The organism is Sphingobacterium gobiense, from assembly GCF_002980575.1.
GTDB lineage: Bacteria > Bacteroidota > Bacteroidia > Sphingobacteriales > Sphingobacteriaceae > Sphingobacterium > Sphingobacterium gobiense.
The window spans coordinates 1160696-1176237 of the sequence record NZ_PVBS01000001.1 but is presented as its reverse complement, the minus strand read 5'-3'; the positions used below and the strand labels follow the sequence as shown (position 1 = coordinate 1176237).

The window sequence follows — 15542 nt, the reverse complement described above, 5'->3', positions numbered from 1 at the left end:
CTACTGTATATGAAAAGAATCTTTTTTTTCTTATGTGTATTTACAAGTCTTCAGTCTTGTAATCAAACAACGATCACGAGCGAATCAAATAGCTATGCGAATGCAATGACTTTGGATACAAATGCTTATAATAGCTTACATAGAACATATCGGGAAACAGCTTTAACGAATAGACGTTTTAAGCATCAGGATATCGTGGACTTGGTGAAAATACGGGAAGAGAAGGGTGTGCTGCAGGTTGCGGAGATAGGCAAATCGGTGGAAAGCCGAGCAATATATAAATTGAAATACGGTAGCGGAGATAAAAAAGTGATGCTATGGTCGCAGATGCACGGTGATGAACCTACGGCTACGATGGCCCTGTTTGATATTTTCAATTTTTTGGAAGGCGGAAATGATGGCTTCGACTCCATTCGAACCTGTCTTAAGGATAACCTGACTATTCATTTTATTCCGATGCTGAATCCCGATGGTGCTGAACGTTTTATACGGCGAAACGCCCAATATATCGATTTGAACCGAGATGCACGTGCCAATCATACCGTGGAAGCGAAATTGCTGCGACGGATGGCGGAAGAGGTGAAGCCAAATTATGGCTTTAACCTGCACGATCAGAGTATATATTACAACGTTCCTAAAACAAAAAATCCGGTAACGATAGCAATGCTTGCACCGGCTTATAATGTGGACAGGGAAGTGAACGATGTCCGTAAAGGCGCGATGCAGCTCATTGTGGGGATGAACGACCTTTTGCAACAGTATGTTCCCGATGCGGTCGCAAAGTATGACGATACGTATTCACCACGTGGCTTTGGTGACAATTTCCAAGCATGGGGTGCGAGTACGGTGCTGATTGAATCGGGTGGTTTGAAAGGTGACCCTGAAAAACAGGAAATAAGACGGTTTAATTTTGCCATTATTCTGAACGCTTTACTGGAAATTGCACAGGGTTCATATAAGAAGCACGATTATAAGGCATATGATAAGATTCCTTTTAATGCGTCTCAATTACACGACGTGGTCATCCGACAGGTCGACTTAGGAACGGATAGTGTGCCGCTAAAGACAGACGTTGCTATCCGGCGAGCAGAGCTGACTGTAGAGCGAGATTATTGTGTACGCGGTTGGATAGAAGATATAGGTGATTTAGAAGGTACGTATGGGTACGATGAGCTGGATGCCGGCGGGTTGAAATTTGTGCAAGGAAAAGTCTATCCGAAGATTTTCCAGACAGTTGATGATATTCGTAATAGTGACGCTTGGGAGTTATTAAAAGAGGGATATATTGCCGTTCGGGTGGCCTCTCGGGGGCAAGATCGTTTACATAATCTCCCATTGGTTATTGCTACTGGTACTGAAATTGCTCCAACACCTAAAATCGTTCTGACAGGAACTAGTAACTTCTTCCTAGGGGACGGCGCAAAATTGAAATATGCAGTGGTCAACGGTTATCTTATCGATTTAAGTCGACCACCGCAAGAAAATTTTTATAAGAACTGGATTAATTAGCAGATGCTGATAATAGTTCGCGGAGATTACGTACGCTCTGGGCGACATCAGGTTGGTTGTTTTCCCAATTGTATTCGTATTCTGCAGATAGCATTCCATCAAAGTTTTGATTTTTCAGTTCTTCGATGACTTCATTGATCGGAAGCTTACCTGTTCCCCAGTGCACATCATGTGCTTTTTTGTCGCCGAAAGCATTCAAATCTTTAAAGTGCGCGTGAATAATTTTACCGTTTAATTTCTTTAGGCATTCCACAGGATCTAATCCCGAACGCATCCAGTGTCCAACATCAGCTGCTGCACCCATTTTGGAACTTCTCCCTTGCAATGCCGCCAAAACGACTTCGGGTTTCCAATAGGTTGTGGGTTCTGGGTGGTTATGAATGGCGGCACGGATATCGTATTTGTCGCATAAGGCAGATATAATATCCAAGTGTTCTTCTTTCGGCTCGCAATTGATGACGCGGACGCCCATATCTTGGGCAAAAGCAAAAATCTGATCCCATTCTGCGGCATCTTTGCCATTAACCACGCCAAAGGCATGCAGCGTAATATTACGGTCAGTCAAGAGCTTTCGCACGAGATTCCGTCCTTCTTTCGAGAGGGTATAGTTAAACTTCTCCTCGTTCCCCGCTCCGATAATCTGTCCTGGAAAAGCTTCTACAAACCGTAAGTCAGCACTATCTATCTTATCCAATGCTTCGGCAAAAGTAAACAACCTAAATGTGTACGCTTGTGCCCCTAATTTCCAATTTAAATGTTCTTCAGGGTAACCGACTGTATCCTGCAATGTATCTTCTACCTGCGTAGTTGAAGAAGTTGTTCCAGAAGAACAAGATAAAAAAGTAATTCCCGCTAACATTATCAGCGAGTAGAATGTGTTTGGTTTCATGGTCTCTTTTATAAATTTAGAAAGCCAAAGTAACAAAAAAAAGGGGAAATGTATGCTTCCCCTCCCTTTTTTTATACTGAGGTTACGCTTATACGGTTGTTTTACCATATAGCTCTTCGCGTTGTGCTTTGACAACATCGGAGTTAATGTATTCATCGTAAGACATTAATTTGTCTATGACCCCATTGGGGGTAAGTTCAATGATGCGGTTTGCCACGGTTTGCGTTAGCTCGTGGTCACGCGAAGTAAACAACATGGAACCTTTGAAGTCTAACATTCCGTTGTTCAGTGCCGTAATGGATTCCAAATCAAGGTGATTGGTAGGCTCATCGAATAGCAGGAAATTTGCGCCTTGAAGCATCATTTTCGAGAACATGCAGCGCATCTTTTCACCACCTGATAATACAGATACCTTTTTCAAAACCTCTTCGCCGGAGAACAACATTTTGCCTAAGAACCCACGAATAAACTGTTCATCTGCTTCCGGTTTTGAGGTGTAGTTGCGAAGCCAATCGACAAGATTCTCATCACGACCTTCAAAGTATTCGGCGTTTTCGATAGGCATATCGGTCGGCGTGATGGTGACCCCCCACTTAAACTCTCCTCCAAAATCTTTGTCACGACCGGCTAATATTTCGTAGAATGCACTGGTTACTAAAGAGTTTTCAGATAATAACGCGATTTTGTCGCCTTTATTGATCATGAAAGTAACGTCTTTAAAGTAAACTTCGCCGTTGACGGTTTTACTTAGGTCCTCTACATGCAATATTTGGTCGCCCGGCTCACGGTCCATCTGGTTGAACATAATGGCCGGATACTTCCGGTTAGAAGGTTTGATATCCTCCACATTGAGTTTCTCCAACGCTTTCTTTCGGGAAGTCGCCTGTTTAGATTTAGAAGCATTTGCAGAGAAGCGACGGATAAACTCCTGTAGTTCCTTAACTTTATCTTCCATCTTTTTGTTCTGATCTGTACGTTGTTTCAACGCCAGCTGAGAAGATTCATACCAGAAACTATAGTTACCTGTATAAATGTTCATTTTACCAAAATCGATGTCAACGATATGTGTACAGACATGATCTAGAAAGTGACGGTCGTGTGAAACCACCAAAACAATAGCTTCATACCCTGCCAAGAAATCTTCTAACCAAGCGATTGTATTAATATCCAGGTCGTTGGTGGGCTCATCGAGAATCAAGATGTCTGGATTACCAAATAGTGCCTGCGCCAAAAGCACACGCACTTTTTCGTTACCATCTAGTTCCTTGACTACTTTATAATGAAGTCCTTCTTTGATTCCCAAGTTGCTTAATAGAGTAGCGGCGTTGTTCTCCGCATTCCAGCCGTCCATTTCAGCAAAGAGGCTTTCTAGTTCACCGGCTCGCTCACCATCGGCATCGGTAAAGTCCTCCTTCATGTAGATGGCGTCTTTCTCTTTCATTATCTTATAGAGTTCCTGGTTACCCATCATGACAGTTTCGAGAACGGTAAATTCGTCAAACTCGTAGTGATTTTGTTTTAACACAGACATACGTTCGCCCGGTGTAAAAGCCACAGAACCCGTTGTAGGATCAACCTCGCCGGATATGATTTTAAGGAATGTCGATTTTCCGGCACCATTAGCACCTATTATTCCATAGCAGTTTCCAGGTGTAAATTTCAAATTTACATCTTCAAACAGCACGCGCTTCCCAAAACGAAGCGATAAATTCGATACATTAATCATGCTGCAAAGGTAACGTTTTTTATCTTCTTTTTTTTCGTGAAAAAGAAGCAAAACCTCATGGCTTCGAATGTTTTACATTTGGGATAGTACTAATTTTAAACAATCGATTGTGTTTCAGTAAGGTTTGCATGTACTTATCGATTTCGCTAAGTTTAAACTATAATCTTTTTATGATGAATTTAAATAAGAGAAAATTAACAGGTGTTTTGTGCAGCACAATCCTGCTAGCGACGGCTTCTGCATGCGCTCAAAGTCAACAGCAGCAACAGCGGAACACACCATTCGAATTGGTCGATTTTGAAGAATTACCTGACCCAACTGCCGATACATTGTCTGACTGGTCTAACGTGGGAAATGGATTACACGCTTCGTTTGTGACGATTGATAAGCGCTTTCCGAAGTCGGTAGCTCCAGATTTTTCTGTCAAGAAACAAGAATCCATAATAGGATGGAGAGGAGAGCGTGTGTCTGCGCAATTGTTATTGTGGACAAATATGGAAATTGCTGATGCACAAGTAGAAGTATCGGAGTTTACGGGAGAAAATGGAGAAAATTTACCGGTTGATATCGCTTCCACCCATTTTGTTCGCTATGTGATGACTGATGAGTTCGCTGGAGGATGTGGTCATCGCAAACCGGAAGATTTTGCGATGTCTCTATCTCCTGACATGTTGGACGATCTTACTTCTTTCGATCTCGAAGCAAAGAAAGTAAGGCCTGTTTGGGTAACATTACGCATTCCTGAAGACGCGAAGCCGGGAAATTATACCGCCAAAGTGCATGTGAAAGCTGCTGGCATAAAGACGCAAGAACTGGACGTTTCTTTGAACGTAATTGATCAGGTTTTGCCAAAGCCGTCAGAATGGACCTATCATTTAGACCAGTGGCAACATCCGTCCGCAGTGGCACGTGTAGAAGGGCTTGAAATGTGGTCTGACGAACATTTTGAAGCGTTGAAACCACAAATGCAGATGTTAGCTGACGTAGGGCAAAAAGTAATCACGACGACCCTTAACAAGGATCCCTGGAATGTACAGACATTCGATCACTATGCGGACATGATTATTTGGACAAAACAAAGGGATGGTTCTTGGAAGTATGATTATCGTGTGTTTGATAAATGGGTGCAGTTTATGCTGGATCTTGGTATTGACAAGATGATAAATTGCTATTCCATTATTCCTTGGAATAACGAAATCCATTATAATGATGAGGCAAGTGGTGAATTTGTAAATGTCGAGGCTAAACCGGGGACACCTATATTTGAGGATTTATGGACGCCGTTCTTAGAAGATTTCGTGGAACACCTTCGGGGAAAAGGTTGGTTGGAAAAAACGAATATCGCCATTGACGAGCGTACCAGGGAAGAGGTGGACGGTGCTTTGACTTTATTACAAAAGGTATCACCGGAATTAGGTGTTTCTTATGCGGATAATCAGAAAACTTATCAACGTTATCCAAATAGTAATGATATCAGTATCTCGATAGGGCATCCCTTTTCGGCAGTGGACCTTAAAAATCGGCAATCCCGGGGACTGAACACCACGTTTTACATCTGCTGTAGCGATGCATTTCCTAATCAGTTTACGTTTTCTGACCCCGCTGAATCTACCCTTCTAGCATGGTATACTGAGGCGGCGAATTTTGATGGTATGTTGCGTTGGGCATTCAATTCTTGGGTGGAAAATCCATTGTTGGATTCACGCTTTCGTACGTGGCCGGCTGGTGATACGTATATTGTATATCCAAATGCTCGAAGCTCGATTCGTTATGAACGCTTATTGGAAGGGCTTCAGGATTATGCGAAGATTCAGATGGTGAAACAAGTGTTGAGGGGCAAGGGCGACCAGGCAAACTTGGATCGGTTGGAAACGGCCATCCAAAAGTTAAAGATTACAAAGCGTAACGATACGTGGAATCAAGACCTCAACGATGCTAAAGTATTACTTAACGAACTTTCGGTTCAATTGGTACAATAGGAGTATAACAACGTTGTTAAAATAACGGGGGTTCTTATTCTCTTATAGATCCCTCGTTATCCATATTATTTTATTGCTTCCCGGAATTTCATTAGTCGTAAATAAGCTGGACATTTTTCTAAATCTTTTTTCCAAGCTTCTACTTCGATAAACTGTATCTTCAGGAAAGTGTCCACATCTACTACGACTTGCTCCTGTGAAATCTCTACCCGTTCTGGCAAAGATTTTGCTAAAAGTTCGCTCTTCAGTTCCTCTATTGTTATCATATAGACAAAAATAGAGATTTTTCACCAGTATAGACCCGCCGGAGGTAATCCTAATTTTAATAAGTGAAAAAAACTTTATCAAAGGTGGATAGTCAAAAAAATGTGTAACTTTTTTAGGTGAAGTTTTGGTAAATAAAAAAAGTTTGTATCTTCGTGTACGTACACAAAAATAAAACAGACCTAAAAATGGCAAGACCGACGTTGTTTTATAATGCAAAAATAATCCTAAAAGATACCCTAACAGACGGTGGCGTACTGGTAGAAAACGGTAAAATTAAAGCTATTATTCCAACGAATGAGCTTTCATATCTCGATAAATATGAGGGGTATACATTGATTGATGTGAACCAGCAATATTTATCTCCCGGATTTATTGATATTCACATTCATGGTGGGGGAGGATATGATTTTATGGATGGGACAGAGGAATCCTTTACCCAAATTGCAAAAACGCATTGCCGATTTGGAACAACATCTCTTGTCCCGACGACATTGACGACTACTACGGAACGATTAGAAGAGACATTGCAGAGTTACGAAAGCGTAAAAAAATACGCTAATGATGGAGCGGACTTGTTGGGTATCCATTTGGAAGGACCGTATTTTGCGATGAGCCAGCGCGGTGCGCAAGATCCTAGATATATACGGAATCCTGATCCAAAAGAATATAAATCACTAATAGATAGGTATAAAAGTATTGTGCGTTGGAGTGCCGCTCCTGAGTTGGAAGGCGCGTTGGCATTTGGAGAGTACTTGGTAGCTAATAATATTATTGCCGCAATCGCTCACACCGATGCAGTTTATGAAGATGTTGAAAAGGCGTATCAAGTGGGCTACAAGTTAATGACGCATTTTTACTCGGCCATGTCGGGGGTAACAAGGCGGCATGCTTTCCGGTATGCAGGGGTTGTTGAAGCAGGGTATCTGATTGATGACTTTGATGTCGAACTTATTGCGGATGGCGTGCATCTTCCTAATCCTTTATTGGAATTGATCTACAAAATAAAAGGGCCAGAAAGGATGGTGTTGATAACGGATGCGATGCGAGCAGCGGGTACGAACGATACGCTTTCTATACTAGGAAGTCGTGATGATGGAATGGAGGTGCTTGTCGAAGATGGTGTTGCAAAGTTAAAGGATCGGACAGCGTTTGCGGGAAGCGTGGCGACTACGGATAGATTAGTCAGGACGATGTTAAAGTTGGAAACTATTCCGCTAACCGAGATCATCCGGATGATCTCCCTGAATCCGGCAAGAGTAATGAAAGTAGAAGAAGAGAAAGGCTCCATTGCCGTCGGGAAAGATGCAGATCTCGTCGTCTTCGATGCTAATATCCAAGTTCAATATACGATGGTGAAAGGAAAAATCGTGTATGAACGACACATTGAGTAACAAGATTGTTGTTTCTGAATATTTTTTTTTAAATATTCTCGGTAACGTACACAATTATTTATTTTTATAGAGTAACAAGATAAACCGTTAACATGAAAAACTTTACTAGAAGAGATTTTATCGGCGCTAGTTCCCTGGCAATGTTGGGGCTAGCTGCGAACCAAGCGTCTGCTTTTACATTACCTATAGCTGCTCAAAATGGGAAACGCATAGGCATTATTGGATTGGATACGTCCCATTCGGTAGCTTTTACAAAATCCATTAATGAAAACCCTGGAGGATATGGGGGATATAAGGTGGTGGCTGCGTATCCATACGGAACAAAGACCATTCCATCGGCTACGGATCGTATACCAAAATTTACGGAAGACATACAGCAGTATGGTGTTAAGATTACTAAGTCTATCAAAGAACTGTTGAAACAGGTGGATTTTGTGCTATTGGAGACGAACGATGGACGCCTTCATCTAGAGCAGGCGGAAGAGGTCTTTAAAGCCAAGAAAGTACTTTTCATTGATAAACCGTTAGCTGCTTCTTATGCCGATGCTCAAAAAATATTTGCACTTTCCCAGCAATATAATACGCCGTTCTTTTCATCTTCTTCTCTTCGATACATTGATGGAATGCAGGATATTATTGACGGCAAATATGGTAAAGTACTCGGAGCAGACGTGTATAGCCCCGCAGCGTTAGATCCTAGTCATCCGGATTTTTTCTGGTATGGTATTCATGGTGTGGAAATGCTTTTCGCCGCGATGGGCGTGGGATGTAAGACGGTTTCAAGAACGCATACGGAGGGCGCGGATATCATCGTGGGTGTATGGGACGATAACCGTATTGGCGTAGTTCGAGGTACCAGGCAAGGTAAAAGCGCTTATGGAGGTACGGTGTATTGTGAGAAGGCCACTATAGCGTTGGGTGCGTATAAAGGATACGGTTCGTTGTTGGAGAAAATCGTTGAATTTTTTGACACGAAGGTTGTACCTTTTGATAGCAACGAAACACTAGAAATTTGTGCATTTATCGAAGCGGCTGACGTCAGTAAGTCCGCTAACGGTCGTTCGATTGACTTAAATCATGTTATAAAATAATATCAATTTGTTATGAACAATAATTCAAGAAGAGATTTCATAAAAAAGACATTGATTGCTTCGGCAGCAATTAGCGTAGGAGGCGTATTGCCCGCGTTTAGCGCAAAGAGCTATAATAACATTATAGGAGCAAATAATAAACTGCGCATATCGATGATGGGGGTCAATGCCAGGGGAAATGCATTGGCGAAGAATTTTGCAGCGCAACCCAATAGTGAGGTTATCCATGTATGTGATGTGGATAATCGGGCCATTGACAAGTGTATTAAAGGATTGACAAAATACCAACAAACCATACCAACAGGTTTTGCAGATTTCAGAAAGTCGTTGGAAAGCAAGGACGTGGACGTGTTGGTCGTTGCCACACCAGATCATTGGCATGCGCCAGCTGCCATTTTGGCTTCGCAAGCAGGAAAACACGTGTATCTGGAAAAACCCTGCGGGCATAATCCACAGGAAGGCGAATGGCTGATTGATGCGGTAAATAAACATAAGAATGTTATCCAAATGGGTAACCAACGCCGCTCTTGGCCAAATGTGGTTAAAGGTATTCAAGAAGTGCATAACGGTACGATAGGTGACGTGTTCTACGCTAAAACTTGGTACGCTAACAATCGACCACCTATTGGTATTGGTAAGAAGGTGTCCGTGCCTGATTGGCTTGACTTTGATTTGTGGCAGGGGCCTGCACCACGAAGGGATTTTCAGGATAACCTTATCCATTATAATTGGCACTGGTTCTGGCACTGGGGCACGGGAGAAGCTTTGAATAACGGTACGCATATGGTGGATTTAGCGCGCTGGGGACTACAGGTGGATTATCCAACGCGGGTGAGTTCGAATGGCGGACGTTATGCGTATCAAGATGATTGGGAGACGCCAGATACGCAAGTGATCAGTATCGAATTTGGCCCGGATAAATTAATTATCTGGGAAGGGAGGAGTTGCAGCGGAATGCCTACGGAAGGTTCAAATGTCGGTGTTATGTTTTACGGATCTAATGGTTCACTGCAGATAGACGGGGGTAATTCTTATAAAGTGTTCGATGTAAAGGGTAAACTCGTCAAAGAGGTAAAGGACAGCGGCCCGGTTAATACGGCAAGTTTAACAAGCCCTTCACAGCAATTAGATGCTATCCATATACAGAATATGTTTTCGGCTATTAATAGCGGCGGAAACCTAAATTCAGATATCATGAGTGGTCATCAGAGCACGCTTTTAGTGCAATTAGGGAATATTGCGCTACGTTCTGGTAAACAGTTGGAAATAGACCCATCTAATGGACATATTAGCAACGATAAGCATATCATGCAGGAATTTTGGTCAAGAGAGTATGCTAAAGGTTGGGAACCTAAAATCTAAATAAGGGATGAGCGCAACAACTTTAAAAACGGTGGCAAGTTTGACCAAAAAGGAAACAACGATTTCTATTGGTATTATTGCTCTATTATTTTTTATTTTCGGTTTCTTGTCCTGGATAAATGCCATCCTGATACCGTATTTTAAAATCGCTTGTGAACTGACGCATTTCCAATCCTATTTGGTAGCGTTTGCTTTCTATATCGCTTATTTTGTAATGTCGGTCCCATCCTCGTACCTGTTGAAAGCTGTAGGTTTCAAGAAGGGGATGATGATTGGGTTTTTGGCATTGGCAACGGGTGCGTTTATATTTATTCCAGCCGCGATGACACGAACATATGAGGTGTTTTTGCTCGGATTGTTTACCATCGGTGTCGGTTTAGCTATTCTACAGACCGCTGCAAACCCCTATATTACGATTCTAGGACCGAAGGAGCGTGCAGCGCAACGTATCAGCATTATGGGCATCTGTAACAAATTTGCAGGAATTCTCGCACCTCTTTTGTTTGCGGCGGCGGTACTGCGTCCTACAGATCAGGCCATGTTTGATAGCTTGGCGGAAATGACAGATGCGGACCGGAGTGCGGCACTTGATGAATTAATTCGACGCGTTATCGTCCCGTATGCTGTTGTAGGCTGTGTCATGCTATTGATCGGTATTGGTGTCCGGTATTCTCCGCTCCCGGAGATAAATACCGATGAAGAAAGTGAAGAAGTTGCGGAGACGAATAGTCATAAAACCAGTATCTTTCAGTTTCCACACCTGATTTTGGGGGCGGTGGCTATTTTTATTCATGTGGGAGCACAGGTCATATCCATCGATACCATCATTAACTATGCGGGATCCATGGGGATTTCTCTTGTGGAAGCCAAAGTATTCCCATCATATACGCTCGCGATGGCGATTGCAGGTTATTTCATGGGAATTGCCGTTACGCCAAGATTAATTAGTCAAACAACGCTATTAAAAATTGTCACCGTACTGGGTGCTGTGCTTTCCTTGCTTATTGTTTATGCCAAAGGAGAGGTTACGTTTTTAGGACATACTGCCGATATCTCCATCTGGTTCATTACCTTGCTGGGAATCTCTAATTCTTTGACATGGGCAGGCATCTGGCCTTTAGCACTGGACGGCTTGGGAAGATTTACCAAAGTCGGTGCATCATTGATGATCATGGGATTATGTGGTAATGCCATTTTGCCGATGGTTTATGGTTATTTTGCGGATGGGTATGGTTTACGCGAAGCGTATTGGGTATTATTTCCTTGTTACCTATATCTGGTCTATTATGCGGTTTATGGACATAAAATTAGAAAATGGAGTTTGTAAAATGAGAACATTAAGCTATTTTTCTTTGCTAATAATCCTTCTTTGCGGAGTTGGATGTACCGGTGAAAATCCTTCTAACCAAAAAGGAGAAGAAAAAGCCAGATTGACCGTTATCGACCCACAGCATTTTCATGCGGCTTTAGTGCAGAAACATATTCATCCTGGTATCGATTCAGTCGTGCATTTATTTGCAGATTCCAGTGCCACAGCGGAAGGATATAAACAACTGATCACCCAATATAATACGCGGGAGAGTGAACCGACACAATGGAAGATTGTCGATTATTTTGGAGCGGACTTTTTGGAAAAAGCATTTGATCCAACAGCAGGGAATGTTGTGGTGCTGGCTGGGGATAATCAGCGGAAGATAGACTATATCCAAAAGTTCGTTCAGCGCGAGCGAGACGTTTTTGCTGACAAGCCCTTGGTCATCGATGCTGCAGGTTATCGTAAACTGGAGTCTTTGATGGAAGGTAGTGGAGAGAAAGAGCAGGTATTGGTTTATGATATGATGACAGAACGATACGATGTGAAAAATCAGATTGTCAAATCGTTGCTGAATAATCAAGACTTATCTGGCGGATTAGTAAACGCGAAGGATGGTGAGCCAGCTATCTTATTCCAAAGTGTACACTACTTTATCAAGGATGTCTCTGGTAAGCCACTTCTGCGCCCGGCATTTTTCTTCGATACAGAAAAGCAGGGTGAGGGACTGGTCGATGTTACGACCCATTACATCGATTTGGTACAATGGATGCTATCATCGGAAACGGTTATCGACGTTGATCAAGATGTGAAGCTTATTGGTTCACAACGATGGAAAACGAGCCTTTCTAATGAGCAATTTCAAAGGGCAACTGGCTTGCCAGGCTTCCCATCTGTATTGCAAAAACATGTTGTTGGCAATGGCCACGTCGATGTTTTTTGTAATGGAAAGATGGATTATACCTTTAAAGGGATCCCCGTATCAATTGATGTTAGATGGCATGCGGAGTCGCTGGATGGAAGAGGAGACCAGTTTTATGCACGTTTTCTAAGCAATAATTTTACGGTAGAGATTAAGCCTGACGAAAATGGTAAAGCTGCTGTTTTTATCACACCGAATGACGATGCCGGCAACTTTGCAAGCCAGTTGGGAAATGTTTTGCGAGCAATGGATGGTCTGTCAGGGGTAACGGCAGAAAAATTATCCGACGCTTACAAAATTATCATTCCTGAAAACCTGTACCTCAGCCATGAGGACCATTTTGCAAAGGTATTGGACGGATTCTTACAATATCGGAAGGACGGTGTTTTACCTGCATGGGAAAAATCGTTTATACTGGCGAAGTATTATTTGACCACCAAAGCTTTAGAGGAAGCTAAAACGATAGCGCATGACGATATCTAACAAATAGGGGAGTTCGGCAAATCAACATGTTTCTATAAACAAATTCTTTCTATCAGCCAGAAAATACTAAAGGTTACGAATATTTTGGAATTATAAAAATTAATACTTTACTTTATGTGTACGTTACCGGAGGTTATAAACTATGAAAGAAGAGAGGTTGCAGAAAGACAAGTAAAATAACTTTTCAGTAAAATGATACTCCAAAAAATAGAATTAACGTATAAACCATGAATTCAAAGAAGAAGATTATCGTTAGGTGTTTATTTTTGTTCCCTTTTATCCCGGGCAGCGCATTTTCGCAGCATACACTTGATCGACAAAATCAATATCTAAACGAAATATTGAAAATCAATATAGAGCAACGTTTCAGGGCAAATACGAGAAGAGTCTCAGTCCAAGATAGTACTTGGGAAGACTGGCTGAATCGAACTGGAGAATTGCCGCCTGACTTTTCCGAGATGCGTTCCATACCGATGTTGCCGGAGCCATTGGTACAGCACAAGGACGGAAAAGAAGTACCAATAGCTACGGAAAAAGAATGGGAGAAGAAGCGAGAATGGATCAAATCGGAGTATCAAAACTGGATATCAGGACATGCACCGCCGGCGCCAGGTAAAGTACTGGCGGAAATACTAAAAGATACGACCGTGGATGGAGGGAGCCGGGTACAGGTAATCCGGCTAAGTTTCGGTCCGCAGCGTAAGGCGAAAATGACCATCGAGTTAATGATACCGAATGGAGAGGGTCCCTTTCCTGTATTCATGACGCAGTGGAATCATCGCGATTGGGCACAGTTAGCGGTTAAAAGAGGATATATCGGTTGCGTATACGCCGGGGCTGATAGTAAAGATGACACGGATTCCTATATGTTCTTATATCCCGAATACGACTTTAGCGCGTTGATGCGTCGGGCGTGGGGAGCATCAAGGGTGGTCGATTATTTGATGATGCGAGCGGAAGTCAGTAAGCAACAAATCGCCATCACCGGGCATTCGCGTAATGGTAAGCAATCTTTATGGGCGGCAGCGTTCGATGAACGTATCGCCGCAGTAATATCGAGTAGCTCAAGTACAGGCGGAGATGCTCCATGGCGGTACGGGGATCCTCAATACGCCAGTGAAACATTGGATTATGTCACTGCTTGGAATGCACATTGGTTTCACCCGCGACTCAAATTTTTCTCTGGTCGGGAAGACAAATTGCCCGTTGACCAAAACTTGTTGGGCGCATTGATTGCCCCAAGACCTCTGCTTTATCACTACTCACTTGTGGAACCCGGCTTAAACTCCTGGTCAAATGAACAAAATTACTATTCGGTAAAGAAAGTATATGATTTTCTAGACGTTCCTGACAATATTGGGGTGCTTACCCGCATGGGAGCGCATGCTGTTGCGGCAAGGGATGTGGAACAAACAATCGATTTTTTAGATATTCATTTTAAGCGAATTCCGCTGAAGTGGACAAATAATTTATATTATACCTATGACTACGAAAAATGGAAAGAAAGCCATCCCAATAGTCAGGAAATTGCAAAACAAGTTTCTCTAGTAAATCTTAAAGATAATTACTCCACTATTGAAGAATTTAATCAGGACAAGCGTAAGATTTTGACGAACCTGAACTGGATCTTGGGTGACGAACCCGCAAGCGTCAGAGCGGCGAATGTGGGGACTTGGAACAATCCGAGAAGGGACTGGATTGAAAAAATAAATCCCGTACCGGTTGTTAAAGGAGCTAAAGAAATTTATCTAGGGCCCTACAGCGCTACAGGAGATCATGTTCCAGGTGTTTTATATTGCCCGATAGATGAGACCGGGGCATTTAAAACCAAATCGAATGGAAAGTTGCCAGTTGTCGTTTACTCGCATCAGTATGCACACTCAACTGGTTTCGTGAAGGGTTACGATAAAACCGGCTCACGAGGAACGAAGGAGCTTTTTGAGTCATTGGTAAAACGTGGCTTTGCAGTACTTGCGATTGATATGTATGGTTTTGGAACTCGAATATGGGAGGCGAAGAACTTCTACCTGCGGTACCCTAATTGGTCAAAAATGGGGAAAATGATCCGTGATGTAAAAGGTTGCATCGATGCGATAGAAGATCTCGACTATCTGGACGAAGACCATGTTTATTTATTGGGCAATACTATAGGTGGCAGTGTCTCCTTAATGACCGCTGCCTTGGATGATAGGGTGGCAGGAATTGCCACCGTAGCCGCATTTTCTCCTTGGAGGAGTTCCAATAGCCAGTACGAGTCTTTGAGGACTTATTCTCATTTGCACGGTTTTATTCCGAGGCTTGGGACATTTGCGAGTAATCCGCAAAATACGCCCATAGATTTCGCCGAAATTATTGCCGCAGTTGCACCAAAGCCTATACTGATTTTAGCACCCGATCTAGATCGCTATACTGATATCCAAGCGTTAAAGAAAATGATGAAGCCTGTGCACCAAGTTTACAACCTGTATGGAAAACAAGATCAATTGACGGTAGCTTATCCAGCCGGTGAAATCAACCGAATGACAGTGGAAATGTATGGTGAAATAGGGGCCTTTTTTGCTGGACTGTATGAAAGCGCGTCAAAGGAGTATATAGCCGAATAGTTAAAGAA

Annotated in this window: 11 protein-coding genes; 8 read left to right on the top strand and 3 right to left on the bottom strand. The window is 42.6% G+C overall.

What is annotated here, in order from left to right; translation table 11 throughout:
• Nucleotides 1-9 precede the first annotated feature (9 nt).
• On the top strand, nt 10-1509 hold the full coding sequence (locus C5749_RS05095; RefSeq protein ID WP_245893625.1) for a M14 family zinc carboxypeptidase: 1500 nt from the start codon (nt 10-12) through the stop codon (nt 1507-1509).
• On the opposite strand, the gene C5749_RS05090 is transcribed toward C5749_RS05095, so the two are convergent.
• Together C5749_RS05090 and C5749_RS05085 are read right to left on the bottom strand one after the other, a co-directional pair.
• Complete coding sequence (locus tag C5749_RS05090; protein WP_181151279.1) at nt 1502-2398, bottom strand: sugar phosphate isomerase/epimerase family protein; 897 nt, start codon at nt 2396-2398, stop codon at nt 1502-1504. The genes C5749_RS05095 and C5749_RS05090 overlap by 8 nt on opposite strands.
• Nucleotides 2399-2486: 88 nt before the next feature.
• Nucleotides 2487-4124, bottom strand: coding sequence for an ABC-F family ATP-binding cassette domain-containing protein (locus C5749_RS05085; protein WP_105723591.1), 1638 nt, complete (start codon nt 4122-4124; stop codon nt 2487-2489).
• Between the two features lie 170 nt (nt 4125-4294).
• On the opposite strand from C5749_RS05085, the gene C5749_RS05080 reads away from it, so the two are divergent.
• Nucleotides 4295-6103: a DUF4091 domain-containing protein gene (locus C5749_RS05080; RefSeq protein ID WP_245893624.1), complete on the top strand. Its 1809-nt coding sequence runs from the start codon at nt 4295-4297 to the stop codon at nt 6101-6103.
• A 65-nt stretch (nt 6104-6168) separates the two neighbouring features.
• Here C5749_RS05080 and C5749_RS05075 read toward each other — a convergent pair whose 3' ends face one another.
• Complete coding sequence (locus C5749_RS05075) at nt 6169-6369, bottom strand: DUF6965 family protein (protein WP_105723587.1); 201 nt, start codon at nt 6367-6369, stop codon at nt 6169-6171.
• A 186-nt stretch (nt 6370-6555) separates the two neighbouring features.
• On the opposite strand from C5749_RS05075, the gene nagA reads away from it, so the two are divergent.
• The 6 genes from nagA (at nt 6556) to C5749_RS05045 (ending at nt 15534) form a co-directional block, all read left to right on the top strand.
• The gene (nagA, locus tag C5749_RS05070; RefSeq protein ID WP_105723585.1) at nt 6556-7761 is read left to right on the top strand and encodes an N-acetylglucosamine-6-phosphate deacetylase; all 1206 of its coding nucleotides are present in this window, start codon (nt 6556-6558) and stop codon (nt 7759-7761) included.
• 92 nt (nt 7762-7853) lie between these two features.
• Nucleotides 7854-8852 (top strand): Gfo/Idh/MocA family protein, encoded by a 999-nt coding sequence (locus tag C5749_RS05065; RefSeq protein WP_105723583.1) that lies wholly within the window; start codon nt 7854-7856, stop codon nt 8850-8852.
• Between the two features lie 12 nt (nt 8853-8864).
• Nucleotides 8865-10214, top strand: a complete 1350-nt coding sequence (locus C5749_RS05060) for a Gfo/Idh/MocA family protein (RefSeq protein WP_105723581.1) — start codon at nt 8865-8867, stop codon at nt 10212-10214.
• Between the two features lie 7 nt (nt 10215-10221).
• Nucleotides 10222-11541, top strand: coding sequence for a sugar MFS transporter (locus C5749_RS05055; RefSeq protein ID WP_105723579.1), 1320 nt, complete (start codon nt 10222-10224; stop codon nt 11539-11541).
• 1 nt (nt 11542) lies between these two features.
• Entirely contained in the window at nt 11543-12931 is a 1389-nt protein-coding gene (locus tag C5749_RS05050; protein ID WP_181151278.1) for a putative oxidoreductase C-terminal domain-containing protein, read from the top strand.
• A 227-nt stretch (nt 12932-13158) separates the two neighbouring features.
• Nucleotides 13159-15534, top strand: coding sequence for an alpha/beta fold hydrolase (locus tag C5749_RS05045; protein ID WP_105723575.1), 2376 nt, complete (start codon nt 13159-13161; stop codon nt 15532-15534).
• The last annotated feature ends 8 nt before the right edge of the window (nt 15535-15542 follow it).

Excerpts from the sequence above, each read along its gene's own strand:
- C5749_RS05075 (WP_105723587.1), bottom strand. The coding sequence starts at position 6,369 with ATGATAACAATAGAGGAACTGAAGAGCGAACTTTTAGCAAAATCTTTG.
- C5749_RS05055 (WP_105723579.1), top strand. The coding sequence starts at position 10,222 with ATGAGCGCAACAACTTTAAAAACGGTGGCAAGTTTGACCAAAAAGGAA.
- C5749_RS05060 (WP_105723581.1), top strand. The coding sequence starts at position 8,865 with ATGAACAATAATTCAAGAAGAGATTTCATAAAAAAGACATTGATTGCT.
- C5749_RS05045 (WP_105723575.1), top strand. The coding sequence starts at position 13,159 with ATGAATTCAAAGAAGAAGATTATCGTTAGGTGTTTATTTTTGTTCCCT.
- C5749_RS05080 (WP_245893624.1), top strand. The coding sequence starts at position 4,295 with ATGATGAATTTAAATAAGAGAAAATTAACAGGTGTTTTGTGCAGCACA.
- C5749_RS05090 (WP_181151279.1), bottom strand. The coding sequence starts at position 2,398 with ATGAAACCAAACACATTCTACTCGCTGATAATGTTAGCGGGAATTACT.
- nagA (WP_105723585.1), top strand. The coding sequence starts at position 6,556 with ATGGCAAGACCGACGTTGTTTTATAATGCAAAAATAATCCTAAAAGAT.
- C5749_RS05065 (WP_105723583.1), top strand. The coding sequence starts at position 7,854 with ATGAAAAACTTTACTAGAAGAGATTTTATCGGCGCTAGTTCCCTGGCA.
- C5749_RS05050 (WP_181151278.1), top strand. The coding sequence starts at position 11,543 with ATGAGAACATTAAGCTATTTTTCTTTGCTAATAATCCTTCTTTGCGGA.
- C5749_RS05085 (WP_105723591.1), bottom strand. The coding sequence starts at position 4,124 with ATGATTAATGTATCGAATTTATCGCTTCGTTTTGGGAAGCGCGTGCTG.
- C5749_RS05095 (WP_245893625.1), top strand. The coding sequence starts at position 10 with ATGAAAAGAATCTTTTTTTTCTTATGTGTATTTACAAGTCTTCAGTCT.